30 protein-coding genes are annotated in these 26723 nt (G+C 72.4%); 13 read left to right on the top strand and 17 right to left on the bottom strand.

The window, feature by feature from the left end; genetic code table 11:
* Nucleotides 1–4 precede the first annotated feature (4 nt).
* Entirely contained in the window at nucleotides 5–454 is a 450-nt protein-coding gene (locus tag FLX08_RS31875; RefSeq protein WP_142623961.1) for a MarR family winged helix-turn-helix transcriptional regulator, read from the bottom strand.
* Between the two features lie 84 nt (nucleotides 455–538).
* On the opposite strand from FLX08_RS31875, the gene FLX08_RS31870 reads away from it, so the two are divergent.
* The gene (locus FLX08_RS31870; protein ID WP_142623960.1) at nucleotides 539–1504 is read left to right on the top strand and encodes an NAD-dependent epimerase/dehydratase family protein; all 966 of its coding nucleotides are present in this window, start codon (nucleotides 539–541) and stop codon (nucleotides 1502–1504) included.
* Nucleotides 1505–1555: 51 nt separating this feature from the next.
* Nucleotides 1556–2272, top strand: coding sequence for a helix-turn-helix domain-containing protein (locus FLX08_RS31865; protein WP_142623959.1), 717 nt, complete (start codon nucleotides 1556–1558; stop codon nucleotides 2270–2272).
* Between the two features lie 30 nt (nucleotides 2273–2302).
* Here the strand turns inward: FLX08_RS31865 and FLX08_RS31860 are convergent, their stop codons facing one another.
* From FLX08_RS31860 to FLX08_RS31840, 5 genes are all read right to left on the bottom strand, one after another.
* Nucleotides 2303–2701, bottom strand: a complete 399-nt coding sequence (locus FLX08_RS31860) for a VOC family protein (protein WP_142623958.1) — start codon at nucleotides 2699–2701, stop codon at nucleotides 2303–2305.
* Nucleotides 2702–2776: 75 nt separating this feature from the next.
* Nucleotides 2777–3094 (bottom strand): DUF952 domain-containing protein, encoded by a 318-nt coding sequence (locus tag FLX08_RS31855; protein WP_142623957.1) that lies wholly within the window; start codon nucleotides 3092–3094, stop codon nucleotides 2777–2779.
* Nucleotides 3091–3768, bottom strand: coding sequence for a TetR/AcrR family transcriptional regulator (locus tag FLX08_RS40930; RefSeq protein ID WP_167530647.1), 678 nt, complete (start codon nucleotides 3766–3768; stop codon nucleotides 3091–3093). The genes FLX08_RS31855 and FLX08_RS40930 overlap by 4 nt, the downstream gene beginning before the upstream one ends.
* Nucleotides 3769–3874: 106 nt before the next feature.
* Entirely contained in the window at nucleotides 3875–4198 is a 324-nt protein-coding gene (locus FLX08_RS31845) for a DMT family transporter (RefSeq protein WP_142623956.1), read from the bottom strand.
* 135 nt (nucleotides 4199–4333) lie between these two features.
* Nucleotides 4334–4921 (bottom strand): cytochrome P450 family protein, encoded by a 588-nt coding sequence (locus FLX08_RS31840; protein WP_208761785.1) that lies wholly within the window; start codon nucleotides 4919–4921, stop codon nucleotides 4334–4336.
* 101 nt (nucleotides 4922–5022) lie between these two features.
* Here FLX08_RS31840 and FLX08_RS31835 point away from each other — a divergent pair, with 101 nt between their 5' ends.
* A complete protein-coding gene (locus FLX08_RS31835; RefSeq protein WP_244313053.1) occupies nucleotides 5023–6189 on the top strand; it encodes a radical SAM protein in 1167 nt (388 codons plus the stop codon).
* 318 nt (nucleotides 6190–6507) lie between these two features.
* On the top strand, nucleotides 6508–7656 hold the full coding sequence (locus FLX08_RS31830; protein WP_142623955.1) for an epoxide hydrolase family protein: 1149 nt from the start codon (nucleotides 6508–6510) through the stop codon (nucleotides 7654–7656).
* Nucleotides 7657–7765: 109 nt separating this feature from the next.
* Here the strand turns inward: FLX08_RS31830 and FLX08_RS31825 are convergent, their stop codons facing one another.
* Nucleotides 7766–8650 (bottom strand): sigma-70 family RNA polymerase sigma factor, encoded by an 885-nt coding sequence (locus tag FLX08_RS31825; RefSeq protein WP_142623954.1) that lies wholly within the window; start codon nucleotides 8648–8650, stop codon nucleotides 7766–7768.
* An 82-nt stretch (nucleotides 8651–8732) separates the two neighbouring features.
* On the opposite strand from FLX08_RS31825, the gene FLX08_RS31820 reads away from it, so the two are divergent.
* From FLX08_RS31820 to FLX08_RS31795, 6 genes are all read left to right on the top strand, one after another.
* Complete coding sequence (locus tag FLX08_RS31820) at nucleotides 8733–9182, top strand: carboxymuconolactone decarboxylase family protein (protein ID WP_142623953.1); 450 nt, start codon at nucleotides 8733–8735, stop codon at nucleotides 9180–9182.
* A gap of 138 nt (nucleotides 9183–9320) precedes the next feature.
* A complete protein-coding gene (locus FLX08_RS31815; protein ID WP_142623952.1) occupies nucleotides 9321–9761 on the top strand; it encodes an Hsp20/alpha crystallin family protein in 441 nt (146 codons plus the stop codon).
* 71 nt (nucleotides 9762–9832) lie between these two features.
* Entirely contained in the window at nucleotides 9833–10150 is a 318-nt protein-coding gene (locus FLX08_RS31810) for a MerR family transcriptional regulator (protein WP_142623974.1), read from the top strand.
* 113 nt (nucleotides 10151–10263) lie between these two features.
* Nucleotides 10264–11025 carry a phytanoyl-CoA dioxygenase family protein gene (locus FLX08_RS31805; RefSeq protein ID WP_142623951.1) on the top strand — a complete coding sequence of 254 codons (762 nt, stop codon included), beginning with the start codon at nucleotides 10264–10266 and terminating at the stop codon, nucleotides 11023–11025.
* A 69-nt stretch (nucleotides 11026–11094) separates the two neighbouring features.
* Nucleotides 11095–11835, top strand: a complete 741-nt coding sequence (locus tag FLX08_RS31800) for an SDR family NAD(P)-dependent oxidoreductase (protein ID WP_142623950.1) — start codon at nucleotides 11095–11097, stop codon at nucleotides 11833–11835.
* On the top strand, nucleotides 11825–12397 hold the full coding sequence (locus FLX08_RS31795) for a MarR family winged helix-turn-helix transcriptional regulator (protein WP_142623949.1): 573 nt from the start codon (nucleotides 11825–11827) through the stop codon (nucleotides 12395–12397). The genes FLX08_RS31800 and FLX08_RS31795 overlap by 11 nt, the downstream gene beginning before the upstream one ends.
* 8 nt (nucleotides 12398–12405) lie before the next feature.
* Here the strand turns inward: FLX08_RS31795 and FLX08_RS31790 are convergent, their stop codons facing one another.
* A complete protein-coding gene (locus tag FLX08_RS31790; protein ID WP_167530646.1) occupies nucleotides 12406–12843 on the bottom strand; it encodes a MerR family transcriptional regulator in 438 nt (145 codons plus the stop codon).
* 70 nt (nucleotides 12844–12913) lie between these two features.
* On the opposite strand from FLX08_RS31790, the gene FLX08_RS31785 reads away from it, so the two are divergent.
* Nucleotides 12914–13534 (top strand): class I SAM-dependent methyltransferase, encoded by a 621-nt coding sequence (locus tag FLX08_RS31785; RefSeq protein WP_244313052.1) that lies wholly within the window; start codon nucleotides 12914–12916, stop codon nucleotides 13532–13534.
* On the opposite strand, the gene rox is transcribed toward FLX08_RS31785, so the two are convergent.
* The 6 genes from rox to FLX08_RS31750 all read right to left on the bottom strand — a co-directional run bounded on the left by rox (nucleotide 13529) and on the right by FLX08_RS31750 (nucleotide 19727).
* The gene (gene rox / locus FLX08_RS31780) at nucleotides 13529–15034 is read right to left on the bottom strand and encodes a rifampin monooxygenase (RefSeq protein WP_142623946.1); all 1506 of its coding nucleotides are present in this window, start codon (nucleotides 15032–15034) and stop codon (nucleotides 13529–13531) included. The two genes, FLX08_RS31785 and rox, sit on opposite strands and share 6 nt — an antisense overlap.
* A gap of 133 nt (nucleotides 15035–15167) precedes the next feature.
* A complete protein-coding gene (locus FLX08_RS41625; RefSeq protein WP_208761784.1) occupies nucleotides 15168–15977 on the bottom strand; it encodes an LLM class oxidoreductase in 810 nt (269 codons plus the stop codon).
* A 98-nt stretch (nucleotides 15978–16075) separates the two neighbouring features.
* A complete protein-coding gene (locus FLX08_RS31765; RefSeq protein ID WP_142623944.1) occupies nucleotides 16076–16408 on the bottom strand; it encodes an ArsR/SmtB family transcription factor in 333 nt (110 codons plus the stop codon).
* A gap of 58 nt (nucleotides 16409–16466) precedes the next feature.
* Complete coding sequence (locus FLX08_RS31760; protein ID WP_167530645.1) at nucleotides 16467–17618, bottom strand: L,D-transpeptidase; 1152 nt, start codon at nucleotides 17616–17618, stop codon at nucleotides 16467–16469.
* Between the two features lie 211 nt (nucleotides 17619–17829).
* Nucleotides 17830–18618, bottom strand: a complete 789-nt coding sequence (locus FLX08_RS31755) for an isocitrate lyase/PEP mutase family protein (protein ID WP_142623943.1) — start codon at nucleotides 18616–18618, stop codon at nucleotides 17830–17832.
* Entirely contained in the window at nucleotides 18615–19727 is a 1113-nt protein-coding gene (locus FLX08_RS31750; protein ID WP_142623942.1) for a cytochrome P450, read from the bottom strand. The genes FLX08_RS31755 and FLX08_RS31750 overlap by 4 nt, the downstream gene beginning before the upstream one ends.
* A 315-nt stretch (nucleotides 19728–20042) precedes the next feature.
* On the opposite strand from FLX08_RS31750, the gene FLX08_RS31745 reads away from it, so the two are divergent.
* A complete protein-coding gene (locus FLX08_RS31745) occupies nucleotides 20043–21137 on the top strand; it encodes a hypothetical protein (protein WP_142623941.1) in 1095 nt (364 codons plus the stop codon).
* 53 nt (nucleotides 21138–21190) lie between these two features.
* On the opposite strand, the gene recD2 is transcribed toward FLX08_RS31745, so the two are convergent.
* Nucleotides 21191–23443, bottom strand: coding sequence for an SF1B family DNA helicase RecD2 (gene recD2, locus FLX08_RS31740; RefSeq protein WP_142623940.1), 2253 nt, complete (start codon nucleotides 23441–23443; stop codon nucleotides 21191–21193).
* An 84-nt stretch (nucleotides 23444–23527) separates the two neighbouring features.
* Nucleotides 23528–24964, bottom strand: a complete 1437-nt coding sequence (locus FLX08_RS31735) for a serine hydrolase domain-containing protein (protein WP_208761783.1) — start codon at nucleotides 24962–24964, stop codon at nucleotides 23528–23530.
* Nucleotides 24965–25155: 191 nt separating this feature from the next.
* Here FLX08_RS31735 and FLX08_RS31730 point away from each other — a divergent pair, with 191 nt between their 5' ends.
* Nucleotides 25156–26025 (top strand): helix-turn-helix domain-containing protein, encoded by an 870-nt coding sequence (locus FLX08_RS31730; protein ID WP_244313051.1) that lies wholly within the window; start codon nucleotides 25156–25158, stop codon nucleotides 26023–26025.
* Between the two features lies 1 nt (nucleotide 26026).
* Here FLX08_RS31730 and FLX08_RS31725 read toward each other — a convergent pair whose 3' ends face one another.
* Complete coding sequence (locus FLX08_RS31725) at nucleotides 26027–26617, bottom strand: TetR/AcrR family transcriptional regulator (RefSeq protein WP_142623939.1); 591 nt, start codon at nucleotides 26615–26617, stop codon at nucleotides 26027–26029.
* Nucleotides 26618–26723 lie beyond the last annotated feature (106 nt).

Below are 26723 nucleotides of genomic sequence, written 5' to 3'. Positions count from 1 at the left end.
TTGCTCAGTCCGCGTCGTCGCCGGGGCCGGTGGGTGGGGTGGATTCGGTCATCCGCTCGATGATCTTCTGTAGGGCGCTGTGCAGGTGGCGCCGTTCCTCGTCGGTGAGGGTCGCGGTGGCGTGCTCGGCCAGCAGGCGCCTGGCCTCCGCGATCGGTTGTTCCGCGGCGCGGGCCTTCGGGGTCAGGTGCAGCCGGACCAGCCTGCCGTCCGCCGGGTCGCGGCGTCTCACGAGCAGTCCGGCGGCCTCCATCCGGGTGGCGGTGTTGACGACGGTCGGGGTGGTGACCTGCAGGCGGGCCGCCAGCTCCCCCGGCGTCAGGCCGTCGGTCTCCCACAGGACCTCCAGCACGAGGTTCTGTCCCACGCGCACCCCGTGGCGGCTCATGGCCTCGTCCGCCGCCGCCCGCAACAGCTTCTGCGCCCGCGTGAGCAGTCTCAGCACTTCGGTCACCTGGCCATCCTACGATTCGTTTGCCTGCTAGTGATCCCGCCGCTAGCCTTATCGTTAGCTTGCTATCGATTTGGAGGGATCCGGATGATCCTCGTGACGGGCGGTCGCGGCTTCATCGGCGCGCACACCGTGCGTGCCCTGCTCGACCTCGGCGAACGCTGTGTGCTCGGCCAGCGGGCGGCGGGACCGCCGCCGGGCCTGGTGACCGGACGGGAGGCGCGCGACGGGCGGGCCGTGGTGGAGCCGATGGACTGCACCGACCTCGGCAGCGTCCTGGCGGCCGGGAAGCGTCACCGCGTGACCGGCATCGTGCACCTCGCGGCGGCGGGGATGGGCGCGTCGGCGCCGCTGGAGGAGCTGTCGGCGAACACCGCCGGGCTGTTCGCCGTGCTGCGCGCGGCGCAGGAGTGGGGCGTCGGCCGTGTCGTCGTCGCGAGCACGATCGGCGTCTACGCGGGGGTCACAGGCTCGGCTCTGCGCGAGGACGCGCCGTTGCCGGTCGCGAGCCCGCATGCGATCCCGGCAGGCAAGAAGATCGCCGAAGTGATCGCCGACGTCGCCGCGTCGTCCGGGCTGGACGTGCTCGCCGCCCGGATCGGGGCGATCTGGGGCCCGCTGGGCAGGCCGTCCTCGCCGTTCTTCGCCGCTCCCCGGCTCGTGCACGCCGCCGCGCAGGACATGGCGGCGGACGGCGGCGTGGCGGGCGCGGCGGCGCCCGCCTACGCGGAGGACGCCATCGACATGTGCTACGCGCGTGACTGCGGGCGGGCCCTGGCGCTCCTGCAGACGACCGCGACGCTGCGCCACCGCACCTACAACATCGGCGGGGGCCGGGCCGTCGCCAACCGGGAGGTCGCCGACGCCATCGGCAGGGCCGTACCCGGGGCGGAGCCCGCGCTGCTTCCCGGGCGCTCACCGGCGGCCCCGGACGTGGACGCCCGTCTCGACATCTCCCGGCTGCGGCACGACACCGGCTACGCCCCCGAATGGGACCTCGACCGGGCCGTGACCGACTACGTCGGCTGGCTGCGGGCGGGCAACCCCCGCTGATCCCCGCCCGAATCGGACACAGGGGCATCACGCACGCGAGATAATGCGGGCATGTACCGGGAGAGAGCGTCGCGGGTGCCGGACGCGGTGCTGTGGTGGAGCACCTCCCCCGGCTCCGCCGTCGGCGAGCGGCGCGTGCTGCCGGACGGGTGCATGGACGTGATCTGGGCGGACGGCGCGCTGCTGGTGGCGGGGCCGGACACCGCCGCCCACGTGGTGACCGACCGGCCCGGCGCCCGCTATGTGGGCCTGCGCTTCGGCCCGGGCACCGGCCCGATGATCTTCGGAGTCCCGGCGCACGAGCTGCGCGACCAGCGGGTGCCGCTGGCCGACCTGTGGCCGGGCGCCGAGGCGCGGCGGCTGACGGAGCGGGCCGGCGAGGCCGCCGAGGTCGCCGATGCGGCCGGCCGGCTGGGCGCGGTGCTGGAGGAGGAGGCGGCACGCCGCCTGGGCACGGCACCCCGCCGCGTCGACGCCGCTCTCGTCGGCGCCGTCGTCGAGGGCGTGCGGGCGGGCCTGCCGGTCGCGCGGATCGCCGCCGACACGGGCGTCGGCGAACGCCGGCTGCACCGCCGGTGCCTGGACGCGTTCGGGTACGGGCCGCGGACACTCGGGCGCATCCTGCGGATGAACCGGGCGGTGGACCTGGCCCGCGAGGGGACGCCGCCGGCCACGGTTGCCGCCGTGACCGGGTACGCCGACCAGGCCCACCTGTCTCGTGAGGTGAGGTCGCTGACCGGCGTGACCCTCGGCGCGCTGATCCGCTGACCGCCGGGCCCTCCGGTCCGGCGGAGCCCGTCAGGTGGTGGGCAGGGAGGCGAACAGGTCCACGCCGTTGCCGTCCGGGTCGTGCACGACGGCGTAGCGCTGCCCCCAGAACGCGTCCCACGGCGGCAGGTGTCCCTCATATCCGGCCTCGACCAGCTCCGCGTACAGGCGGTCGACCTCCTCCGGGCCGTCGCAGCGGAAGGCGAGGCTGACGCGGGGACCGCCGCTCGCGGGCGACCAGGAGGGGTCGAACGAACGGATGGTCTCCGTGGTGTCCCACGCGAGACGCAGCCCGCCGGGAAAGGTCACCTCGACGTGGGGCTCGGTGTCGGCGGAGGGCGGGATGTCCAGCCCGAGCCGGCGGTAGAAGGACAGGGAGGCGGCCATGTCGGTCACGACCAGGCCGATGAGATCGAACGTCGGTGCCATGACGCCCACGGTAGGAGACGGGCGCGTCCGCCGTCTTGAACGTATCGGACACCCCGGCCCCGGATCACCGGCGCTTCAGAAAGAGAAGGGCGTGACGGCCGTGACGGCGGCCACCGGGATCGGCCCGTAGATGTGGGGGAACGCCTCGTCGGCCCCCTCGGGCACCTCCAGCCTGACCGGGCAGCCGAGCCGATCCTCGTCGATCTCCAGCAGCACCAGGGGCTCGGTGACGTGCCCGTAGTAGCGGCCCGCCACGCCGCGCGCCTGGCCCGGGTCGGCCGAGGCGTGGATGAAGCCCTCCTCCCCCAGGGTCCGGCCGAGGGTTGAGACGCGGTATTCACCCGCCGGGACGGCCGCGTCCCAGTCGGCGGCCAGCGCGAGATGGAAGATCATGAGCCGACCCTAGCGGGCGGGCCGAGTGCGGCCAGCGCGCGGGCCACCGCCTCCCGGGCCCGCCGCCTGCCGTCGGGGCGGGCCTCGACGACCTCTTCCACCCACAGGCCCGACAGCAGCCCGGCGACGAACCGGACCTCCCCGGGCCCGCAGGGGTAGCCGGCGCCGCCCAGCACCGCGGCGACGATGTCGTCGCAGCCGTCCGTCCAGGCGCGGGCGATGGCCTGCAGCGCCGGGTCGCGGCCCGCCTGCAGGTACAGCTCCCACAGTCCGAGCTGGCGCAGCCGGTCGGAGGCGTAGACGCCGGTGAGCGTCTCGGCGACCGCGAGCGGCGTACGGCCGGCGAGGTGGTCCACCGCCGCCCGCATGCGGGCCAGTTCGCGCTCGACCAGCAGGGCGAACGCCTCGGCCAGCAACTGGTCGCGGCTGGTGAAGTAGTAGGAGGTGGCGGCCAGGGGCAGCCCGGCCCGGCGGGCGACGGCGCGGTGCGTCACGGCCGCGAAGCCGCCGTCGCCGAGCAGGTCGACAGCGGCGTCCAGCAGCGCCTCCCTGCGGCGTACGGCACGCTCCTGCGGGCGCCGCGGCTGGGACGAGGCGGGCGAGACGGCCCGCGCGGCGACGCCGCGTGAGCGGGCCGTCGCCGGGACGGGTGCGGGCCGGTCCTGATCGGGCACGCCGAGTTCCTCCCCTGGATCGTCGGGGCTCCCCGCGGGCCGGGGATCCGTAGGGATCACGCTTAGCGGGCGGGCGCCGCCGGGTCAAACGACCGGCGCCGATCGATCAGTGGGCGCCGGCGAGGTTGAGGACGGCGACCCCGGCGATGATCAGGGCGATGCCGGCCGCCTTGACGAGGTTCATGTTCTCGCCGAGGAACAGCGCGCCGATCAGCGCGATCGCCGCGGTCCCGGTGCCCGCCCACACCGCGTACGCGATGCCGACCGGCATGCGGAGCTTGAGCGCCCAGGCCAGCAGCAGGAACGAGGCGATGTAACCGGCGGCGACCACGATGGTCCAGCCCCAGCGGGTGAGGCCGTCGCTGAGTTTGAGCGCGGAGGTGGCCAGGACCTCCGAGACGATCGCGCCGACGAGCAGGAGCCAGGCCATGGGAACCTCATCCATAAAAAACGGTACGCTTGTCCCAATTTTACGCGCCATGGCGCGGCAAAGCCATGGGCGGGCCGACCAGGGGCTCCAGGCTTGTGGACCGATTGCACACCGACGGCGCGAGCGGGGCGAGGCTCAGCGGCCCCGGGCATCAGCGCGGGGGTCGGAGGGTACGGCGGCGAGCTGATCGGGATGGGACAGCAGGGCGGCCACCGCGTCGGCGATGAGGTTGGCCGGGGTCTGCCCGGCGAGCACCAGGTGCCAGACCATGGTGACGATCTCGGTGTCGCTCAACCGGTCTCCGTCCTCGTCCTGGGCACGCACGAGCTCGCCCAGCACGTCCTCGTGGCCGTCCTCCTCCCCCCGGGGCCGGGCGCGGCGGGCGGCGACGGCCTCCCGGGCGCCCGCCATGATCCCCGGGATGGCGCGGGCGAAGTCCCGGCCCGCCCCGGCGGCCCCGGAGGCGCCCCATTCGCGCCAGCGCGGGCGATCCTCCTCGGGGATGCCGACCAGCGCGCAGATGATGTCCATCGGCAGCGGCCGCGCGAAATGCCGCAGCAGATCGACCCGCCCTCCTTCATCGGCCTGGGCGGGCAGGTCGTCGAGCAGCGCCTCGACGATTGCCTCCATCCGGGGCCGGAACCCGGCGGCCCGCCGGGGAGTGAAGGCCGGAGCGACCAGCCGGCGCAGTCGCGCGTGCTCGTGGGCGCTCATCTCGCTCATGGTCCGCATGTACGGCAGGCAGTCGTCGGGCACCTGCGGGCGGGGCGCGCGCGGGCGTGGATACTTGGCGCGAGCGTCGAATGCGTGTTCTACTGAACCTCATGCGTCGCGACGCCACTTCCCGTGCGGAGGACCAGCCCGCTGCGCGGCCACGCGGGCAGCAGCAGACGGTGCAGGAACCCGGGCAGCTCATGCGACAGCCCGCGGAGTCCGAGCAGCACCAGGCGCAGCAGCCCGGACAGCCACGACAGTCCGATGCGCAGTCCGGACGGGCGGAGCAGCCTGCGCGGTCTGAGCAGCAGACGCTCGTCGTCGAGGGACCCGCCCGCCCGCGCATCGAACGGCAGGCCGTCACCCGCGTCTTCGACGGCATCACCTGCTACGAGGTGCCGGCCCGCGCGGCGATCGAACGGGTGCCGGAGGCGGCCGAGCTGCCCTTCACCTACGGCGCGAGCCCCTATCGCGGCTGCGAGTCGGGCTGCGGCTACTGCACCGCCCGGCGCGGCCACCGCTACCTGGGGCTGGACCCGGGCCGCGACTTCTCCACGAAGATCGTCGTCAAGACCGACCTGGCCCGCCGGCTGCGGCGCGAGCTAGGCTCCCCCCGTTGGAGCGGCGAGCCGGTCGCGCTGGGTCTCACCGGCGACTGCTACCAGCCGGCCGAGGAGATCTACCGCCTGATGCCCGGTGTCATCCGGGCCCTCGCCGACGCGGCCAACCCGTTCACCGTGCTCACCAAGAGCCCCCTCGTCCTGCGCGATCTCGACCTGTTACGCGACGCGGCGAAGGTGACCCAGGTCGGCGCCCTGGTGTCGGTCGGCTTCGTCGACGACCGCCTGCGCCGCGCCGTCGAGCCCGGGGCCGCGACGCCGCAGCGGCGCCTGGAGATCTGCGCGACGCTGAACGACTCCGGCATTCCCTGCGGTGTGCTGATGGCGCCGATCCTGCCGCTCATCACCGACTCCACCGATCACCTCATGGCGACCGTACGGCGGGCGGCCGAGGCGGGCGCGGTCAGCGTGACGCCCGTCGTGCTGCGCCTGCCCCCGGGCGCGCGGGAGTGGTACATGGGGTGGCTGGAGTGTGAGCACCCCGGTCTCGTGCCGCGTTACCAGGCGCTGTACGGCAAGGGCCAGGTCGCCGAGGACGGCTACCGGCGGCGGATCGCCGAGCAGGTGCGCGTCCTCGCCGAGACTTACGGCATCGGCAGGGACGCCCGGCGATGGCGGCGGCGCCGATCCCCCGCCCGCCAGCTCGCCCTCGTCTGACTCCCCCAGCGGCCCCGGCCGCCACCGGCCCCGTACGTATCGTCCGTGTGACCATCACCGACGAGACGCCCGCGCTGCGCGACCAGGTCGAGGAGGCGCTGCGCACACCGTGGCCGGACCCGGTGCCGGGCCGTACGCGATCACGACGGGACCGGACGGCGCGGTGTGGACGGCGCGGTGTGGACCGCGCCGGAAATCGGCACGCTTGGCCGCATCGCCCCGGCCCGCGGTCAGAGCTTCCAGGCCGTGGCGTTTTCGTCCCCTTCGTGCCAGACGTAGAGGACGGTGGCTGTCCTCCACCCGGGGCAGGCTGACGCCGTGAGCACACCACGACCCTTCCGTATCGACATCCCGCAGGCCGACCTCGACGATCTGGCCGGTCGTCTGGCCCGCACCCGCTGGCCCGACGAGCTTCCCGGCGTCGGCTGGTCCTACGGGGTGAACAAGGACTACCTCATGGGGCTGGTCGACCACTGGCGCACCGGCTACGACTGGCGCGAGCACGAGGCCCGCCTCAACGAGGTCCCGCAGTTCACCACCGAGATCGACGGCCAGAACATCCACTTCCTGCACGTACGCTCCCCCGAGCCCGAGGCCACCCCGCTGATCGTCACGCACGGCTGGCCGAGCACGGTGTATGACTTCCTGGACATCCTCGGGCCGCTGACCGACCCCCGGGCATACGGCGGGGATCCGGCGGACGCCTTCCACGTCGTCGCGCCTTCGGTGCCGGGTTTCGCGTTCTCCGGCCCGACCCGTGAGACCGGCTGGGGGGCCGGTCGCGTCGCCCGGGCCTGGGCCGAGCTGATGCGGCGCCTGGGATATGAGCGGTACGGCGCTCAGGGGGGCGACTTCGGCAGCATCGTCTCTCCCGAGCTCGGCCGGATCGAGCCCGAACGCGTGATCGGCGTGCATGTCAACGCGCTGGCCACCGCCTCGACCCCCATCGGCTCCGGCGAGCTGGACGGGCTCACCGACGACGAGCGCGAGCAGGCCGGGCGGAACCAGTCGTGGTGGTACGGCCACTCCGGCTACGCCACCCAGATGTCCACCCGGCCGCAGACCCTGGCGTACGCGCTCAACGACTCCCCGGCCGGTCAGCTCGCGTGGAACCTGGAGTGGTTCGTGGACTGGGACCCCACCCGGACCGAGCGGACCCCCGTCGACCGCGACACCGTCCTGACCAATGTCACGATCTTCTGGCTGACCGCCACGGCGGGGTCGGCCGCACGGATGTACCTGGAGACCGCGTCGGAGGCGTGGGGCCGGCGGCCCGCGCCCTCGCCGGTGCCGACGGGGGTGGCGAACTTCCTCGGCGACCGGGCGATCCGCGGGCTGGCCGAGCTGTCCAACACCGTCGTCCACTGGTCGCGGTTCTCCCGCGGCGGGCACTTCGCCTCGCTGCAGGCGCCGGACCTCCTGGTTGCCGACATCCGGGACTTCTTCCGGAAACTCAGAGCACGATAGGGCCGCGGCCGACGGGTACGGCCGACGCGCGCCGCGGGCAGCTCGCGGCCAGAAGGCACCGCGCAGCCAGAAGACACCGCGCGCGTGGAGCCGATTTTCCGGCGGCGGCTCACTCCGGCTCCGGCAGCTCCATGGCCGCGAGCTTGGCCGGGTCGGCCACGACCGTGATGTCGGTGATCCGGCCGCCGGCGATGGTGAAGGCCATGACCGACAGCGGAGTGCCGTCCTCGCGCCATGCCACATACCCGGGGAGGGCGTTGACGACCACCGCCCGGCCCCGCGCGGCCGCTCCGGCGCCCACCCGGCTCTGCGCGCCCGCGGCGACCTCGGTGGCGCCGAGGACGACGACCACCCCGTGGGGGAGGTCGGCGGTCAGCTTCACCTCGGGGTCGAGCACGCGCAGCAACCCCTCGAAGTCGCCGTCGCGCGCCGCCGCGAGGAACGCCTGGACCACCTCGCGCTGCTCTCGTCCGCCGGCAGCCGGATGCTCGGCCGTCTGCACCTTCCTGCGGGCGCGGCTGGCGAGCATCTTGGCGGCGGCGGTGGACCTGCCGAGGATCTTGCCGATCTCGTCGAACGAGACCGCGAACAGGTCGTGCAGCACGAACGCCAGCCGCTCGCTCGGCCCGAGCGACTCCAGGACGACGAGGAGCGCCAGCCCGACCGAGTCGGCGAGCGCCACGTCGTCGTCGGGCGCCGGGCCGGCGTCGACCGTCACGACGAGCTCGGGCAGCCGGTCGTCGTAGGACGCCTCGGGCCGGGCCTGACGCGACCGCAGGACGTCGAGGCTGATCCGGCCGACCACGGTGGTCAGCCAGCCGGCGACGTTGTGGATGGTCGCCGTGTCCTGGCGGGACAGCCGCAGCCAGGCCTCCTGGACCACGTCTTCGGCGTCGGCGTGCGACCCGAGCATGCGATAGGCGACCGCGCGCAGCCGGTCGCGCTGGGCTTCGAACGCCTCGGTCACGGGGTCCGCGGGGCTGGTGTCGGACATGTTGTTACCTCCCTCGTATCTGCTCCGTCATGGGGATGACGGGCCCGGACGGGCCGAGGTAACCGACGAAGGAGCACCACCGATGGAAGCACGCATGAAGAGCCCGGCGAACCCCGACGTGACCACCGGGATCCAGCACCTGTTCAAGGCCGTCCACTCCAGCGGCGTGGACCCGCTCGTGCTCGAACTGGTTCACCTGCGGGCCAGCCAGATCAACGGCTGCAGCGCCTGTGTGTTCGCCGGCGTGCAGTCGGCGAAGAAGCATGGGGAGACCGACGAGCGGCTGCACAGCGTGGTGGCGTGGCGTGAGGCGCCGTTCTTCACCGAGGAGGAGCGGGCGGTGCTCGCGCTGGCCGAGGCCGCGACCCGGATCCAGGACGGCGCGCCGGGCGTGACCGACGAGATCTGGGACGACGCTACCGCCCACTTCGACGAGAGTGAGCTGTCGGCGATCATCCTGAACATCGCGCTCACCAACTTCTTCAACCGGATCAACCGTACGGTCCGGGAGCCGGCCGGCAAGGCCTGGTGACGCCGGGCGGAGACGCCGCTGCGGCGCGAAACCCGAGGTCGCGCCGCCACCGCCCAGGCGGCTTGCATCCTGCGCGCAAGCAACTTATAACTGAAGTAGAAGGTTTCCTCCTGTGGGACTCGCAAGAAGGAGGTTGCGATGCTGCTCACGTCGATCGACCCCTTCGTCCAGGAATTCGAGCGGCAGTTCGACCGCCTCGCCCGCTCCGCGTTCGGGGCGACTGACGGCGGCTGGCGCGTGATGCCCCTGGACGGCGTCCGCCGCAAGGATGACGTCGTGCTCCGGTTCGACCTCCCGGGCGTCGATCCCGACAGCGTCGACGTCACCGTCGACCGCGGCGTGCTGACCGTCAGCGCCCGCCGCGAGGAGGAGCTCGGCGACGACGACCGGGTGTTCGTCAGGGAGCGGACGATGGGGCAGTTCAGCCGCCGTGTCTACCTGCCGGAGCACCTGGACAGCGAGCGGATCGAGGCCGGCTACCACAACGGGGTCCTGACGCTGCGGATCCCGGTCCTGGAGCGGGCCAAGCCGCGCAAGATCGAGATCAGGAGCGGGGAGCACAAGGCGATCAACGCCTGAGCACCCCACGAAGTGACGACACCCGCGGGCCGGCGTCCCACGAACGCCGGCCCGCCGCCGTACCGGAGGTGATGATGCCCGGCCTGCCCATCGACGACGAGCATGCGCCTCTGTACTCGGTCGGCCAGGTCGCCGAGATGCTCGACGTCCAGCAGGCGTTCCTGCGCCGGCTGGACGAGTTCGCGGTGGTCCGGCCACGCCGGTCGGCCGGCGGACAGCGCCGCTACTCCCGCCACGACATCGGGCAGGTGCGCTACGTGGTGGGCCTCGTCACGGAGGGCATGACCCTCGCGTCCATCCGCCGCATCCTCGAACTGGAGGGAGAGGTCGCCCGCCTCACCGGCGAGCTGGAGGCGGCCCTGCGCCGCCTGTCCGAGCTCGGCGGGTGAGGCGCCAGGGGATTCAAACCGGGCGCTTCAAGCCGAGGGGTTCAAGCCGAGGGGTTCAAGCCGAGGGGTTTAATCGATCGACATCGGCCGCCCGGCCTCGCTACCGTCCCGCCATGGCCGCTTTCACCGACGCCGACCTCGACCGTTTCGTCACCGAGGGCTTCCTCAAGATCGAGGAGGCGTTCCCCCGCGAGACCGGCGACCGGATCAGAGACCTGCTGTGGCGGCAGATCGGGTTGTCCCCCGACCGGCCGGAGGACTGGACGAAGCCGGTGGTCTGGGCCGCCCCCGACCCGATGGGGCAGGGCCCGTTCGGAGAGGCGATGCGCGCCCCGGCACTGGCAGAGGCGCTGGACCTCGTCGCGGGCAAGAACGGGTGGGTGCCGCGCGGCACCATCGGCAACACGCCGGTGCGTTTCCCCCACCCCGATGACGCCGGGGACACCGGCTGGCACATCGACCAGAACGACCCCGGACCGGACGGCGCCTGGGGGAAGGTCGTTCTCGCGTCCCACACGATGCTCGTGCTGGTGCTGCTGTCGGAGGTCGGTCCCGGCGACGCGCCCACCCGCATCAGGATCGGCTCCCATCTCGACACGGTCCGCGTCCTGGAACCGTACGGCGAGCAGGGGCTGGAGTTCTTCGCCTCCGGCCCGGTGCTGGACGAGGCGACCGCGCACCGGCCCGAAACCCTCGCCACGGGACTGCCCGGCGACGTCTACCTGTGCCATCCGCACCTTGTCCACGCCGCTCAGCCCCATCGCGGCACCCGGCCGCGCTTCATGTCCCAGATGCCGTTCTTCCTGGCCGAGCCGCTGACCGCCGGCGACGCCACCCCCCTCGCCCGGGCCGTACGGCTCGGGCTGGACGGCTGAGCTGCCGCGACGGCTGGGCCCGCCGATGCCCTACGCTGAGTTTAGGTCTAAACTCGCGGAGGGATCGGCATGACGCGCACGGTAGTGATCAGCGGCGGCGGCACCGGCATCGGCAAGGCCGTGGCGGCGCGCTTCGCGGCCGACGGGGACCGGGTGGTGATCATTGGTCGCCGCGCCGACGTCCTGGAAAGGACGGCCAAGGAGATCGGCGCGACGGCGCTGGCGGCCGACCTGAGCGAGCCCGCGGAGGTCGAGCGCGTGCGCGCGGGCCTGGCCGAGCGCTTCGGCACGATCGACGTGCTGGTCAACAACGCGGGCGGCAACATCGAGAGGCACGGTGGCCCCGGTGGCCCCGGTGGCCCCGGTGACGTCGCGGAGCGGTGGACCGGCAACTTCCGGGCCAACGTGCTGACGGCGGTGCTGCCGACCGAGGCGTTGCGGGATCTGCTGAACCCGGACGGGCGAGTCGTGTTCATCAGCTCGATCGCGGCCTTCCGCGGCTCGGGCGGCACCTCGTACGGCCCGATGAAGGCGGCCCTGCACCCGTACGCGTTCGACCTCGCCTCCGTCCTCGGGCCGCGCGGCATCACGGTGAACGTGGTCGCCCCGGGGTTCATCGAGGACACCGAGTTCTTCCGCGGCACGATGGACGACGAACGCCGCGCGATGCTGGTCGGGCAGACCTGCACCGGCCGGGCGGGGTCGCCGCAGGATGTCGCCGAGACCGTCCACTGGCTCGCCTCGCCAGGCGGCGGGCACGTCACCGCGCAGATCATCCAGGTGAACGGCGGGGCCGAACGTGGCCGGTGAGCCGCCGCCCGAACCGTCGCGGGCCGCGCCGCCGCCCGCTGAGCCGCCGCGCGACGGCGCCGACGCCATCCAGGACGCCTGGCGGCGCGAGCTGCCGGGTGTCCCGGTGGAGTCGATCGGGGTCATCACCCGGATCTGGTGGGCCGCCAAGGTCTTCGGCGACGAGCGTCGCCGCCTCCTGGCGAACCTGGGCGTGGACGTCGCGACCCTGGACCTGCTGTCCACGCTGCGCCGCTCCGGCCCGCCCTACCGGATGAGCCCGGGCGAGCTGGCCGACGCGTGCATGGTGACGCGGGGCGCGATCACGCAGCGTGTGGAGCGGGCGGTCAGGGCCGGGCTGGTCGAGCGGACCACCGCCGGGTCGGGCTACCACGCGCGCGCGGTCTTCCTCACCGACGCGGGCCACGCCCTGCTCGACCGCGTCGTCGCCGACCTGCTCGTGGCCGAGGATCGCCTCGTCGGCCATCTCTCACGCGAACGCCGAGAGCAGCTCTCCGGCCTGCTGCGCGAACTGCTCGGCGGACTCGGCGGTCCGAGCCCGACCGGGCAGGTCGGGGACTGACCCGCAGGTCAGTCCGGATGGATCTGTTCGTGGACCTCTTCGAGAGAGCCTCCCGCCAGGATCGCCGCGACCCCCTTGGTGAAGTTGGGGCACTCGAAGATGTTCTCGTGCGGGCAGGCCAGGCCGTGGGCGATGGCGGTGCGGGCCACCTGAGCCCGGGCGATCCGTTGGTCCAGCTCGGCGAGCTTGCGTTCGTACAGCTCCCGCCGGCCGTCGCCGTCCGGGGACCGGGACGCGACGAACGCCTTGGCCTCCCGCAGCGTGAAACCGACGTCCTGCAGCATCAGGATGACACCGACCAGCCCGGCCGCCGACGGGGGATAACGCCGCTGGCCCGAGACCCGGGCGGGCGGCGGCAGCAGGCCGAGCTCCTCCCAGTAGCGCAGCGCGGAGGTGGCGACGCCCGTGCGGCGCGCCAGCTCGCCGATCGTCAACTGCTCGCCCATTGACTTCAAGCGTACGTGAAGCCCTTGACTGGCGACCATGCAGACAACAGGGACATCTCTCAAGCAACGCGTGATCGGATACCTGGTGGACCAGGCCCATCGCCCGAGGGGATTCGTCGGGTGGGCGAACGGCCGGCTGTTCGCGCTTCGCCCCTCCAACCGCAAGCGGAACGTCTGGGCGGTGGCGTTGCTGGACGTGCGGCCCACCGACCGGGTGCTGGAGATCGGCTTCGGTCCCGGCATCGCCATCGCCGCGTTCGCCGCCCGTGCCGTCCGGGGCCACGTCTTCGGCGTGGACCACTCGCGGGCCATGGTGCGGCAGGCCGCCCGGCGCAACGCCGCCGCCATCCGCGCCGGCCGCGTGCACCTTGTGCAGGCCTCCGTGGAGCGGTTGCCGAGCTTCGGCGACCCGCTGGACGCGATCCTCGCCGTCAACTCCGTGGGGTTCTGGCCCGGCCCGGTGGAGCGGCTCGGCGAACTGCGCCGCCTGCTCCGCCCCGGAGGGCGCATCGCGCTCGTCAGCCAGCCCCGCTGCCCCGGCGCCACCCGGGACACCACGGCCCGGGCCGCGCAAGAGCTGCAGGACCTGCTCACCCGGGCCGGGTTCACCCGTCCGCGGGTCGAGACCCTCGACCTCGACCCGCCCGTCGCCTGTGTGCTCGCCGTCAATCCGGCCGGCGGGCCGTCATGACCGGCCCTCGGGGCGAGGTGAGCCGGCGGGCGTGCCGAACCAGTGGCGGAGGTGGTGGTCCAGGTCCCGCTGGTCGTCGCCGATCCAGGCGACGTGGCCGTCGGGACGGAGCAGGACGCCCGGAACATCCAGCGCCGCCGTGGGATCCGCGAGGTGGTCGACCCGGTCCGACCAGCCGCCGACGGTCAGGCCTCCGGTGCGGTCCAGCAGCAGGCCGCGCCCGCGATGCAGCAGGTCGTAGAGGCGGCCCTGTTTCACCTCGATGTCGGGCAGGCGGCGGCCGAGCAGGCCGGGGCCTTCCCCGAAGTCGTAGCGGACGCCGACCGCGGTGATCTTCTCGATCAGGTGGCGGTTCACCTCCTCGAAGTCCATCAGCTCGGTGAGGAGCCTGCGTACGGCCTGCGCGCCCGGCTCGGGGGACAGCAGTTCCCGCTGGGCGCGGGTGTTGTCCAGCACGTCCGCGGCGACCGGACGACGTTCGGCCTGGTAGGTGTCGAGCAGGGTGTCCGGCGCCCAGCCGCGGACCTGCGCGGCCAGCTTCCAGCCGAGGTTGACCGCGTCCTGGACGCCCAGGTTGAGGCCCTGCCCGCCGATGGGCGGATGGATGTGCGCCGCGTCGCCGGCCAGCAGCACCCGCCCGACCCGATAGCGTTCGGCCAGCCGGGTGGCATCGCCGAAGCGGGACAGCCAGCGTGGGGAGTGCACGCCGAAATCGGTCCCGGCGATGGCGCGCAGCGCCTGCCGGAAATCCTCGAGGGTGGGCGGTTCCGCGCGATCGGCGACTCCTGAGGCGGGGACGACGACGCTGTGGACACCACCGCCGAACGGCCTGATCCAGAACGACCTGTGGATCTCGCGGATGCCGGCCATCGTGGCGGTGATCTCCTCCTGCGGCACCCCCACGTGCATCTCGCCCATCAGCGTCTCGGTCTGCGAGGGCTCGCCGGGGAAGCCGACGCCGAGCAGTTTGCGCACCGTGCTGCGCGCGCCGTCACAGCCGATGAGGTAGCGCGAACGCAGCCGTTCCCCGTCGGCCAGCTCGACGGTCACGCCCTCGTCGTCCTGCTCGAAAGCGGTCACCGCGCAGCCGCGCCGCACGTGCGCGCCCAGCTCGACCGCGTGTTCTTCGAGCAGGCGTTCGATGACCGGCTGCGGGATGCCCAGCAGATAGGCGTGCGCGGAGTCCAGTCCCTTGGGCACGGGCTTGTCGATGGCGGCGAAGAAACCGCCGGCGGGACGCCGTCGTCCATGCGGGAGAACGCGCTCCAGCAGTCCGCGCATCGCCAACAGCTCGATGCTGCGGATGTGCAGACCGACGATGCGGACGAACGACTTGGGCTCGGTTTCCTTCTCGACGACGAGCACCCGCACGTCGTGGAGCCGTAGTTCGGCGGCCAGCATCGCGCCGGTCGGACCGCACCCGGCGATGATCACGTCGTACGCGGGCGCGTGCTCGGCATCGGAGGCCGGCGACGGGTCGCCGGTGAACGGGAAACGCATAGGTGGTGCCTTTCGGGAGTGCCGTGGTGGGGAGGCGCTCCCGGCGACACCTACGTCAATCGCCCGGCCGTGACGGGAAGGGGGAGCACCCACGTCGATGCAGCGTTCATGGGTCTCACCTCCTCGGGCGATGTCACGGTCGACCGCACGCTACAAGCCCGATCATGATCTCGTCCAACCCTTTTCCCCGGCCCTGTGACCACGACCCGGCCATCGCGGCCCGCCGCTCCTGATGATCGGCATCTGGGCCGGGCGGCACGGGTAGTAGTCTGCGGTCATGTTCCACCGCAAACCCATCGAAGAGCGCATCGCCGAGCGCGTGGCGAAGCGGCCTCCGTTGAAGGAGGGCAAGCACTTCGAGCACCGCCCCGCGCTGATCGTGTTCTGTGTGGTCATCGCGCTCGTGGCGCTGAAGATCGTGGGTGCCTTCGCTCTCATGAAGTGGGGCGTGCAGTAGGACCCCCGGCCGCCCCTCAGGCCGTGAGCCGGACGCCGGCCTGCTGGGGCAGCAACGCGTCGCCGAGCAGTCGCCGAGCAGTCGCCAGTGCGGCATCGGGGATTTCCCCGGCTCGACGCCGATGACCTGGATCGCGACGTGGTCGGCGCCGGCGTCGCGGTGGGCGCCGAGCTTGGCCACGATCGTGTCGAGGTCGCCCCAGAACACCAGGTCGTCGACGAGGCGGTCGCTGCCGCCGCCCGTGATCTCCTCGTCCGGGTAGCCCAGCCGCCGGAACTTGGCGATGTTGTACGGCGTGTTCAGGTAGGGGCGGAGGTGCTCGCGCGCGGCCGCGCGGGCCCGTGCGGGATCGGACTCGAACAGCACCGCGTGCTCGACGCCCAGGAACGCGTCCGGCCCGAGAATCTCCCGTGCTCGTGCGGTGTGCGCCACCGTGACGTGGTAGGTGAGGGCGCCGACGGAGCGCTCACGCGCCAGTTCGAGCATCTTGGGCCCGTACGCCGCCAGGATGCGGCGCGTCGGCGTGCGCGGCAGCGGGCGATGTGAAGCGAACGCGAGGGTCCCGCCGTGCGTCGCCGTGGTTTCTAGAGGGTCTCCCCCAGGGTCGCGACGAGCTGGGCGATGCGCTGCTCGTCGCGCTTGTAGTGGGTCCACTTGCCGACCCGTGTGGCCTTCACCAGGCCTGCCCGCTGCAGCTCGGCCATGTACGCCGACACCGTCGACTGCGCGAGGCCCACCCTGGCCTGGATGTGGCTCACGCACACGCCGACCTCGTCCGGGTCGGCGATCGCCTCCTCCAGCGGGAAGTGACGCTCGGGCTCACGCAGCCACATCAGCAGCTGCAACCGCATCGGGTTCGACAGCGCACGCAACGCCTCCACCAGCCCGGGGTCCGGCGAGGTCACGGTCTCCGCCATGAGCCCAGGCTACCGCTCACCCACCGGTGTTTCGGGATTCCTCGATGCGAGCGAGGGATCAGGACTCGAGGGCGCTGCCCTGCTGCCACTTGCTGAACGGCATCTGCCAGAAGCCCCAGCCGTTGTTCCACTCCAGGATCCGGTTGGTGCCCACGATCTTGACGACGTCGCCCCGGTGGAAGTTGTCGTAGAACCACTTGGCCTGGGAGGGGCTGGCGTTGATGCACCCGTGGCTCACGTTGGCCCGGCCCTGCGAGCCCACGGACCAGGGCGCGCTGTGGACGTACTCACCGCTGTTGGAGATGCGCACCGCGTGGTTGACGATCTCCTTGTAGTAGCCGGGGTCGCCCTCCTTCTTGCCGGGGGAGATCATCGTGACCGGGTTGCCGCGTTCCATGGTCAGGTGGATGCCGCTGGTGGTGGTGTACTCGCGGGTGGTCGCCATGCCGGCGCTGATCTTCATGGTCTGCACGACCTTGCCGTCGCGCCGGACCACCATCATGTGGGTCTTGGTGCTGACCGAGCTGACCCAGGCCGCGCCGATCTTGATGGTCGTGCTGTGGTCCTCGACGCCGTAGGTGTCCGGCCCGGCCTTCACGCCGGTCAGGTGCGCGGTGAACTTGACCTTCTGGTGCGCGGGCCAGTATTTGGCGGTGCGGTAGATGACGTACTTGTCGTCGATCCACCGCCAGGCGCCCTTGACCGGCTTCTCCGCGTCCACCTCGAGGGCCTGCTCCACGGCGGCCTTGTCCTGCACCGGGGCGTTGAACCTGACCATGATCGGCATGCCGACGCCGACGGTCTCCCCCTTGATGCCGGGGGTGACGTCCACGACCTCCAGCCCGACCTTGGGCTTGAGCGTGGTGAAGCGGCTGGTCGCGGTCGCGGGGCCGCCCTGGCCGGTGGCCTTGGCCGACACGGTGTATTTGGCGGATGGCTTAAGCGGTTCCTTGGAGGTCCACTTGGTGCGCGTGGAGTCGAAGTCGCCCTCGATCGTCGTGCCGCCCGCCTGGACGGTGACCTCCTCCAGCTCGCCGTCGGAGGCGGTGACGACCACCGTCTTGTCGGGACGCACCTTCGCGCTGCCCGTCGCCGGGCTGATCGTGATCTTCGGGGCCGGGATGGCGGGCGCGGCGTCGCCGGAGTCCCCACCGGCCGAGCCCGGCGTGCTCGATCCACCGGAGCATGCCGACAGAGAAGCGGCCAGCATCACGGCGAGTCCGGCGATCGGCCACCTCGAACGACTTCCAGTGCTCAGCACAACTACTCCCCCATGAGCGCGAAGGGCACCATAAGACCTTATTCGGGGTTGCCTCCTATGTTGGCATTTTCTCCGGTGCTCAGGTCACATTTCGGTCGCTCTTCGGTGTGCCCGTCTCTGTAGACGGTAAGGTGCGCGTCAAGACTGATCAAGTGGCGGGTCATGTGCCCGTCGTGGTGAGGACCTGCACGTCCTCGTACGACGGAAGGCCGGCGGGGATCGGCTCACCCGCGGCGACAGCCCGTGCGGTCTCGGCCACCGCGTGCAGAGCGGCCCGCAGCAACAGCGATCCGGTGCTGATCCGGCGCACGCCGAGCGCGGCCAGACCCGCGACGGTGTGACGGCCGGGCAGGAACAGCACGTTCAGCGGCAGATCGACCGCGTCCACCAGCGTCCGGATGTCGTCGCCGCCGGCCACCCCGGGGACGAACACCCCGTCGGCTCCGGCCTCGGCGAGGGCCCGCAGCCGGCCGGCGGTCGTGGCCAGGTCTGCGGCCCCCAGCCAGTAGGTGTCGGTGCGGGCGTTGACGAACAGCCCCGGCGCCTTCGCCTTGACCGCCGCGATCGTCTCGCACCGCTCGCCGAGGTCCGCCAGCGTCCCGTCCGGCCGGCCGTCCTCGATGTTGACGCCGGCCACACCGAGTGCGGCCAGCTCGGTGGCGATCTCGGCCACCCCCTCCGGCGTGTCCGCGAAGCCGCCCTCGATGTCCACCGACACCGGGCACGGCAGCCCGGCCAGCCGCCGGGCCAGCGCCAGCGTCTCCGCCGCGGTGGCGCCGGTCGCGTCGGGCTTGCCCGCGGCCGCGGCGACACCGAGGCTCGTGGTCGCGACCGCGGCGAACCCGGCGGCGGCCAGGACCGCCGCCGAGGCGTGATCCCACGCGTTGGGCAGCACCAGCGGGTGCTTCGCATGGTGAAGCGCACGGAACGTCTCGGCGTGGGTGCTCATCGAGGTCCTTTCGTGGTGTCGGCGCCCTCCAGGTGGAGGCAGGCGGGCACGCGCAGGTTCGGTGACGGCTCGTAGGGGATCTCGGGGTCGGCGAGGCGGTGCGCGAGAGCGGCCTCGAGGACGCCCGCCGCCAGGGCGAGCGCGGCCCCCTCCCCCGGGCAGGGCCGGATCCCGCTGCCGAAACCCAGGTGCCCGCCGCTCCCGCCGCGGCTCCCGCCGCCGCCCCCGCCGCAGCCCCGACCATCCGCATCGAAACGGTCGAAACGCGCGGGGTCGAAACGGTGCGGGTCGGGGAAGACCTCGGGGTCCCGGTTGGCCGCCGCCAGGTCCAGCACGACGACGGCTCCCGCGGGCACCGAAACTCCTCCGGCCGTGGCGTCCTCGGCCGCCACCCGGCGCGTGAGCCGTACGGGCGGGTCCCATCGCAGGGTCTCGGCGAGCAGCGCCTCGACCGGCCAGCGTACGGACAGGGCGGCGGGCAGGCGGGTCACGACGGCGAGGGTGTTGCCCACCAGGCCCGCGGTGGCGTCGCACGCCTGGACCAGCGCCCCCGCCACCGCGGCCAGCAGGCCGGGATCGGGCGCCCGCCCCTCGCCCAGCCCCTCGCCCAGCGCGTCGCCCAGCACGTCGGCCAGCACGGCCACCGCCGCGTCCTCAGGAGACGCAGCCCCGGGCGACGCGGCCCCGGGCGCGGGCGGGAGGTGGTAGGCGGCGGCCATGGCCGTCACCGCTGCGGCCACCTCCTCCCGCCGCTCCTCCGGGACGCCGAGCGCGGTGGCGAGGACGCCGACCGGGACACGGCGGGCGATCCTGGCCATCACGTCCACACGGGCGGCGCCCGCCAGTTCGGCCCCGGCCCGCTCGCGGGCCTCTCGGCGCAGCCGTACGGGATCGAGGGCGTCGATCAGCCCCGCCACACGCGCGCGGCGGCCGGCGTGCTCGGCCCCGTTGCTGAACCTGCTGACCGCTCCCCGCAGCCACGCCATCCCCGATCCCGGTTGCGCGGCGGGGGCGGCGGGGACGAGGAAGCGGGGATCGGCGAGCACGGCGCGCACGTCCGCGTGCCGGGTGAGCCGCCGTTCCGGCGTGGCGGGCGGATCTGCTGTCATCGGTGGCCGGGGGCGCATGGAGGCCGCCCCCTTCCCCCCTTCGGTGGTGGTCGTCGCCTCCCCGGCAGGCTAGGGCCGTGATCCTTCGGCTCACGTCGAACGATGAATGTTTCACGCCTAAATGCGTGATGTGCGGCGTATGGGCCTTTGGGTCTTCTCAACGATCGGCCCCCGGGTTATCACAGGGCGGGAGGCCGCTGGTGATCCCCGCGCCTCGCTAGAACGTTCCACGGCTCCACGAACGGGCACCACTCGCCGGCAAACCGGCGTCGACATCTCGTACGCCCACTGGGCATCACCGCGATGGAGGACGGCATGCGCCTGTTACACTCCGTGTTCACCCGATTACTACTACTGTGTGCGATGGTCGCCGGCGGCGCCGTCGCCGGGGCGGGGGCCGCCAACGCGGCGGTTCCCGACGTGTGGGGGTTCGCCTACGTCGACACCAGCTCCGGCGTGCCGAACCTGGCCTACCAGGCGGGCAGCTGGGGGCCCGGGCCGACGGTCAGCGTCACGCCCGGCGTCCCCGGCGAATACTTCGTGCGGTTCCCCAAGATCGGGATCCCCAAGGGCGGGATCGCGCACGTGACCGCGATCTCGCAGTCGGCCGAGTGGTGCCAGATCGAGAAGTGGGGCCAGTCCGGCTCCGACGAGATCGTCGCGGTGCGGTGCTACCGGTTCGGCGGAGGCCCGGCCAAGGCGCTGTTCTCCATCGTCTTCGCGAGCAGCAGCGGTGCGCTGTTCTCGGCCGCGCAGGCGTTCGGCTACGTCTTCTGGGACGGCACCTCCATCGCCTCCGACTACAACTCCTCCCTCGGCGTGAACGCGGTCTACCCCAACACGACCGGCGACTGGACGGTCTGGCTGCCCGGGCTCGGCTCCGCCGCACAGGCGGGGAACATCCAGGTCACCGCGGTCGACTCCAGCAAGCCGGCCCGTTGCAAGGTGGGCGCGTGGAGCTGGGCGCCGTCTGGGCAGAAGATCCAGGTGCTGTGCCACGACGTGGCCGACAAGCCGTACGACACCGGCTGGACCCTCACCTACCAGCGTGAGCGGGCGATCACCGGCGCGTACGCGCCGCCGAAGCTGTTCGCCTACACCTTCGACAACGTCCCGGCCAACCCCGGGCCGTACGCGCCGGGCCCCGCGGGGATCAACTACAACTCCCAGGGCGGGATCAACACGGTGCAGACGGCCGGGGGCGGCATGCGCCTGGTGTCCTTCCCCAAGGTCGGGGTGACGCCCAACAACGTGCAGGTCACGGCGTACGGTCCCGGGCCGGAGTACTGCAACCTGCTCACGCTGTGGACGACCTACGGGTCCAATGTCTACGTGCGTGACGTGGTCTGCTACAAGGGCACGACCCGGGTCGACCAGCCGTCGTTCGTGACCTACGTCTCGCAGTACTGACGCGGCCGGGGCGGGCGCGCCGGCCAGGACGCGAGAGATCAGGGCACGGAAGATCAGGGCACGCGGAGGCGGTGGGTCAGCCCCGTGTGGCGGCGGCCCGCCCCCCGCGTGCGTACGGCCTGGCCGAGCGCCCGCCGCGACCCGACGATGACCACGAGCTTCTTGGCACGAGTGATGGCGGTGTAGAGAAGGTTGCGCTGCAACATCATCCAGGCGCTGGTGGCCAGCGGGATGACGACCGCCGGATATTCGCTGCCCTGGGAGCGGTGGATGCTGACCGCGTAGGCGTGGGCGAGTTCGTCGAGCTCGTCGAAGGAGTAGTCGACGTTCTCGTCCTCGTCGGTCAGCACGGTCAGCTTGCTCTCCTCGGGGGTGATGGCGGTGACGACGCCGACCGTGCCGTTGAACACCCCGGCCGCGCCCTTGTCGTAGTTGTTGCGCAGCTGGGTGACCTTGTCGCCGACGCGGAAGACCCGCCCGCCATAGCGGCGCTCCGGCATGCCCTCGCGGGCGGGGGTCAGCGCCTCCTGCAGGGCGGTGTTGAGCGCGCCGGCGCCGGCCGCGCCGCGGTGCATGGGCGCCAGCACCTGGATGTCCCTGCGCGGGTTGAGCCCGAACTTCCGCGGAATGCGCCGGGCGACCACGTCCACGGTCAGGGCGGCGATCTCCTCAGGTTCCTCACACGAGAACAGGAAGAAGTCGGGGAACTCGCGGACCAGGGGGTGCTGCCCGGTGTTGACGCGGTGGGCGTTGACGACCACCCCCGACTCCTGCGCCTGGCGGAAGATCTGCGTCAGCCGCACCCGGGGAATGCCGGGGGCGGCCAGCAGGTCGCGCAGCACCTCTCCGGCGCCGACCGAGGGAAGCTGGTCGACGTCGCCGACGAACAGCAGGTGCGCGCCCGGGGCGACCGCCTTGGCCAGCTTGTTGGCCAGCAGCAGGTCGAGCATGGACGCCTCGTCCACGACCACCAGGTCGGCGTCGAGGGGGTTGTCGCGGTCGAAGGTGGGGTCCCCGCCGGGGCGAAGCTGGAGCAGCCGGTGCACGGTGGTGGCCTCGTGGCCGGTCAGCTCCGCCAGCCGCTTGGCCGCCCGGCCGGTCGGGGCGGCGAGGATGACCTTGGCCCGCTTCGCGCGGGCCAGCGTCACCACCGAACGCACGGTGAAACTCTTGCCGCAGCCGGGGCCGCCGGTCAGCACGGCCACCTTCTCCGTCAGCGCGAGCCGTACGGCCTCGGCCTGCTCGGGCGCCAGGTCGGCGCCGGTGCGGCCGCGCAGCCAGTCGAAGGCGGCCGGCCAGTCCACGTCGGCGAACGCCTTCAGCCGGTCGTGGCCGGCGGTCAGCAGAGTGCGCAGGGTGCCGGCCAGCGACAGCTCGGCGCGGTGGAAGGGGACGAGGTAGATCGCCGGGACCGTGCTCTCGTCGTCCCCGGCCTGCTCGCCGTTTCCCCTGGCCGGGATCTCCTCGCGGACCACGCCCTCCTCGGCGACGAGCTCCTCCAGGCAGGCGGTGGTCAGGTCGGGCGGCACCTCCAGGATCTTGACGGCGTCGGCGACCAGGTTGGGGGCGGGCAGATAGCAGTGGCCGTCGTCGGCGGCCTGCGACAGCGTGTAGCGCAGCCCGGCCTTGACCCGCTCGGGGCTGTCGTGGGGGATGCCGACGGCCTGCGCGATGGTGTCGGCGGTCTTGAAGCCGATGCCCCACACGTCGTCGGCGAGCCGGTAGGGCTCCTTGCGGACCACGTCGATGGAGTCCTCGCCATACTGCTTGAAGATGCGCACGGCGATCGAGGTGGACACCCCGACGCCCTGCAGGAAGATCATCACCTCCTTGATGATCTTCTGTTCCTCCCAGGCCGCGGCGATCATCTTGGTCCGCTTGGGCCCGAGGCCGGGCACCTCGACCAGGCGCTTGGGCTCCTCCTCGATGACCCGCAGTGTGTCGGTGCCGAAGTGGTCCACGATCCGCTCGGCCATCTTCGGGCCGATGCCCTTGATCAGCCCCGAGCCCAGGTAGCGCTGGATGCCCTGGATCGTCGCCGGCAGGACGGTGGTGTAGGACCACACCTCGAACTGCCTGCCGTACTTGGGGTGGGAGCCCCAGCGGCCGGTGAGCCGCAGCGACTCGCCCACCTGCGCCCCGAGCAGCGGGCCGACGACGGTGAGCAGCTCGGTGCCGGACCGTTCGGTGGCGACCCTGGCGATCGTGTAACCGGTCTCCTCATTGGCGTACGTGATCCGCTCCAGCACGGCGTCGAGCTGCACGCCGGGCGGCCTGCCCGCGGCGCCCCCGGGAGGATTCGTCATGGGTCGCATTGTCTCCCACACGGCGGGACCCGCCGGACGCAACCGCCGCCACGGGGGACGGAGCGGCCCGCGCCCGCCGGCCTCCTACGCGACGTCGGGCCGGGTCATCAGCGGCGACCGCACGTGCACCGCAAGATCGGGGCCGGTCAGGGGCACGACGTTCCACGTCGCCACCGCCGTCCCCGTCTCGGCGTCGACCACCAGCCGCACCCGGTGGGGAGTGGTGATGACGTAAAGCTCGGCGACGAACGTGCCGCGCTGCCAGGCGCCGGTCGCGACGACGGGGCGGCCGAGCGGCGAGCTCTCCCGCCATGCGCCGTGGCCGGCCTCGATGTCGAGCACCGGCCCGAGCCGCAGGAGCCAGCCACCGTCCACGGGATCGACGGTCACCGTGGTGCCGCCGGGCAGCGGCGAATCCCCGGCGGAGTCGTCGATCTTCGCCGTGACGGGATGCTCCGGGCCGGCAGAACCGGGCACCGGCGCGAACGACAGCCGCCGCAGCCGCTCGGCGAGGATCGCGTCGTCCCGGGCGCTGTCCGCCTGATCCACGCCGGGCAGCAGGCACTCCCAGATCGGGTCGAGTATCTCCGCCCCCTCCGTCGCGGCGGCGGTGACGGCGACCACGAGATCGTGCGACGGGACGACCACGCACAGCTGGCCGAAGGCGCCGTCGCCTCGAAAACCGTGCTGCGACATCCAGAACTGGTAGCCGTATCCGCACAGCGTGTCGCGGCTCTCCGACCAGCCCTCGACCTGCTGGGTGCCGATGTGCCGCCGCGTCGCGAGCTCCACCCATTCGCGCGGGACGAGCCGCCGGTCGCCCCACAGTCCTCCGCGCAGCAGCAGCTCGCCGAAGGCGGCCACGGCCTCGGTCGTGAGGTGCAGTCCGTGGAATCCGAAGGCGGCGCCGCTCGCCACCCGGTCCCATTCGGCGTGGTCGACCCCCATCGGCGTGAAGAGACGCTCGTCGAGCAGCTCGGGGAGGCCGCGGCCCGTGACCCGTTCCACCATCCGGGCCAGGACGAAGGTCGTCGGGTTGTCGTAGGCGTGCCGCGTCCCCTCGGGCTCGGGAAACGGCACGCGCAGGAAGCCCTTCACCAGGTCGCCCGGTTCGAGGTCCCATGCCTCGGCGAGGCTGTCGTCGCGGTGTCCGGTCGTCATGGACAGCAGGTGGTGAACGGTGATGCGGCGTGCCTGCTCCGAGATGCCGGCCGGAACGTGGTCGGGCAGCACGTCCACCACCCGGTCGTCCAGCGCGAGCAGCCCGTCGCTGATGGCGAGCCCCACGGCGACCGCGGTGAAGGACTTGGTCAGCGAGTAGAGAAGGTGCGGGCGTCCGGCCGAGTACGGCGCCCACCAGCCTTCGGCGACGACGTGTCCGTGGCGGACGACCATGAGGGAGTGGCACTCGACGGACCGTTCGTCGAGCCGGTCCAGCAGCGCACCGATCGAGCGGGACGACATCCCCGAGGCCGCAGGTGCCGAGCGCGGCAGCAGGGCGCGCTGAGAGGACGAGAGCATGCGGAAACCGTAACAAGGCCCCGCAACCGAATTTCGGGACGCAACCTGGGGACACAACCTCGGGACACGGCTTCGGGACACGGCGTGGAGCCGCCGATCACGCGCCCCGCGCCGCCCGGCCGCCATCGGAGATCACTCGGAGATGACGCGGAGATCACGACGCGTGCGGCTCCGGTGATTAGGCTGGTCGTATGCCGTCGGCGGGGACGTTATACGACTGGGCGTGGGTGGACGTCGCGGTCCCGCGCACGCGGGGCCGGCTGCCGGGGGTGAGCATGGCCGGGTTCCGCCAGCGCTCCCCCGCGCTGTGGGACATCACCATGGTCGCCTACCCGTTCGTCACCCTGTTCGTCGACCTGAGCGACACCGAGACCGCCATCCACGACGCCCATGGCCGGACCCGGCGCGGCAGCGTCGTCGCCGGGCTCCTTCCCGGCGATTTCCGGGCAGCCGGCCGCCGGGTCGAGTGCCTCCAGATCCGGCTGGAGCCGGTCGCGGCGGCCGCCGTGTTCGGCGCGCCGGCCGAGCTCAGCGGGACGGTGGTGCCTCTCCATGACGTCTGGGGCAGCGACGCCGGGCGAGCCGAGGACAGGCTGCGCGCCGCCACGTCGTGGGACGAACGGTTCGCGGTCGCGAGGGACATCCTCGGCCGGCGGCTGCACGCCGCTCCCCCGGTCGATCCGGAGGTCGTCCACGTCTGGCGGCGGACGCTCGCAAGCCGGGGGCGGGTGCGGGTCGACGGCCTGGCCGGCGAGGTGGGCTGGAGCCGCAAGCGCCTGTGGTCGCGCTTCCGGTCCCAGCTCGGCATCACCCCCAAACGCGCCGCCCAGCTGGTGCGGTTCGACCACGCCGCCCACCTGCTCGCGGCGGGGCACGGCGCCGCCGGTGTCGCCGCGGCGAGCGGCTACGTCGACCAGTCCCACCTCACCCGCGAGGTCAAGGCGTTCGCCGGGCTCACGCCCGCGGCCGTGGCCGAGGCGCCGTGGCTCGCGATCGACGACGTCGCCTGGCCGGCGTCGTCACCGGCCAGGCGCCCCGTGAACGTCGCAGCACGGACATGACCTAGTCCGGCAGGCGGAGCCCGGCGATGAGCAGTGCGGCCAGCCGTCGGGCGTCGTAGTCGGGATCGTGCTCGGCGCCGATGCAAAGGTTCCCGACGCCGTGCATGAGCTGGAGGGCCGGGATGTCGGAGCGGATCTCACCGGCGGCGGCCGCGGCGTCGAGCAGCCGGGTGCACACGGGCATGAGACGGTCGAGGAAGTAGGCGTGCAGGGCCTCGAACCCGGCCTCGTCGGAGCGCAGCACGGCGGCCAGCCCGTGCTTGGTGACCAGGAAGTCGACGAACAGGCCGATCCATCGTTGCAGTGCTTCATAGGGCGTCGCGCCGGACTCCAGCAGGGCGGGTCCGGCCTCGGCGCAGGCCTCCACCTGGTGCCGGTAGACGGCGATGATGAGGTCCGCTCGCGTCGGGAAGTGGCGATAGATGGTGGCCGTCCCGACGCCGGCCTTGGCCGCGATGTCGCGTACGGGCGCGTCCACCCCTGAGGCGACGAAGACCTCGGCGGCCGCGTCGAGCAGGGTCTTCTCGTTGCGCCGTGCGTCCGCCCGTCTGGGCCGGGCCGCCCGCCCCGCGCCCCGGTCGCTGTCGTTCATCGCGCGGCTCCCTCCATCACCGGACTTGCTAAACGGGACATGGTTCCGTATCGTCAAAACGGGACACGGTCCCGCTTGCTCATGATGCCAGAGCAGCGGGCCTGCG

This window comes from Microbispora hainanensis (genome assembly GCF_006874475.1).
In the GTDB taxonomy this organism is placed as follows: domain Bacteria; phylum Actinomycetota; class Actinomycetes; order Streptosporangiales; family Streptosporangiaceae; genus Microbispora; species Microbispora hainanensis.
The sequence above is the reverse complement of the archived record's forward strand: the minus strand, read 5'-3'. Positions and strand labels throughout refer to the sequence as shown.

Bases quoted from the DNA above. Each gene is read 5' to 3' on its own strand.
- FLX08_RS31870 (WP_142623960.1), top strand. From the start codon at position 539: ATGATCCTCGTGACGGGCGGTCGCGGCTTCATCGGCGCGCACACCGTG.
- FLX08_RS31865 (WP_142623959.1), top strand. From the start codon at position 1,556: ATGTACCGGGAGAGAGCGTCGCGGGTGCCGGACGCGGTGCTGTGGTGG.
- FLX08_RS31860 (WP_142623958.1), bottom strand. From the start codon at position 2,701: ATGGCACCGACGTTCGATCTCATCGGCCTGGTCGTGACCGACATGGCC.
- FLX08_RS31855 (WP_142623957.1), bottom strand. From the start codon at position 3,094: ATGATCTTCCATCTCGCGCTGGCCGCCGACTGGGACGCGGCCGTCCCG.
- FLX08_RS31845 (WP_142623956.1), bottom strand. From the start codon at position 4,198: ATGGCCTGGCTCCTGCTCGTCGGCGCGATCGTCTCGGAGGTCCTGGCC.
- FLX08_RS31840 (WP_208761785.1), bottom strand. From the start codon at position 4,921: ATGAGCGAGATGAGCGCCCACGAGCACGCGCGACTGCGCCGGCTGGTC.
- FLX08_RS31835 (WP_244313053.1), top strand. From the start codon at position 5,023: ATGCGTCGCGACGCCACTTCCCGTGCGGAGGACCAGCCCGCTGCGCGG.
- FLX08_RS31825 (WP_142623954.1), bottom strand. From the start codon at position 8,650: ATGTCCGACACCAGCCCCGCGGACCCCGTGACCGAGGCGTTCGAAGCC.
- FLX08_RS31820 (WP_142623953.1), top strand. From the start codon at position 8,733: ATGGAAGCACGCATGAAGAGCCCGGCGAACCCCGACGTGACCACCGGG.
- FLX08_RS31815 (WP_142623952.1), top strand. From the start codon at position 9,321: ATGCTGCTCACGTCGATCGACCCCTTCGTCCAGGAATTCGAGCGGCAG.
- FLX08_RS31810 (WP_142623974.1), top strand. From the start codon at position 9,833: ATGATGCCCGGCCTGCCCATCGACGACGAGCATGCGCCTCTGTACTCG.
- FLX08_RS31805 (WP_142623951.1), top strand. From the start codon at position 10,264: ATGGCCGCTTTCACCGACGCCGACCTCGACCGTTTCGTCACCGAGGGC.
- FLX08_RS31800 (WP_142623950.1), top strand. From the start codon at position 11,095: ATGACGCGCACGGTAGTGATCAGCGGCGGCGGCACCGGCATCGGCAAG.
- FLX08_RS31790 (WP_167530646.1), bottom strand. From the start codon at position 12,843: ATGGGCGAGCAGTTGACGATCGGCGAGCTGGCGCGCCGCACGGGCGTC.
- rox (WP_142623946.1), bottom strand. From the start codon at position 15,034: ATGCGTTTCCCGTTCACCGGCGACCCGTCGCCGGCCTCCGATGCCGAG.
- FLX08_RS41625 (WP_208761784.1), bottom strand. From the start codon at position 15,977: ATGCTCGAACTGGCGCGTGAGCGCTCCGTCGGCGCCCTCACCTACCAC.
- FLX08_RS31765 (WP_142623944.1), bottom strand. From the start codon at position 16,408: ATGGCGGAGACCGTGACCTCGCCGGACCCCGGGCTGGTGGAGGCGTTG.
- FLX08_RS31760 (WP_167530645.1), bottom strand. From the start codon at position 17,618: ATGCTGGCCGCTTCTCTGTCGGCATGCTCCGGTGGATCGAGCACGCCG.
- FLX08_RS31755 (WP_142623943.1), bottom strand. From the start codon at position 18,618: ATGAGCACCCACGCCGAGACGTTCCGTGCGCTTCACCATGCGAAGCAC.
- FLX08_RS31750 (WP_142623942.1), bottom strand. From the start codon at position 19,727: ATGACAGCAGATCCGCCCGCCACGCCGGAACGGCGGCTCACCCGGCAC.
- FLX08_RS31745 (WP_142623941.1), top strand. From the start codon at position 20,043: ATGCGCCTGTTACACTCCGTGTTCACCCGATTACTACTACTGTGTGCG.
- recD2 (WP_142623940.1), bottom strand. From the start codon at position 23,443: ATGACGAATCCTCCCGGGGGCGCCGCGGGCAGGCCGCCCGGCGTGCAG.
- FLX08_RS31735 (WP_208761783.1), bottom strand. From the start codon at position 24,964: ATGCTCTCGTCCTCTCAGCGCGCCCTGCTGCCGCGCTCGGCACCTGCG.
- FLX08_RS31730 (WP_244313051.1), top strand. From the start codon at position 25,156: ATGCCGTCGGCGGGGACGTTATACGACTGGGCGTGGGTGGACGTCGCG.
- FLX08_RS31725 (WP_142623939.1), bottom strand. From the start codon at position 26,617: ATGAACGACAGCGACCGGGGCGCGGGGCGGGCGGCCCGGCCCAGACGG.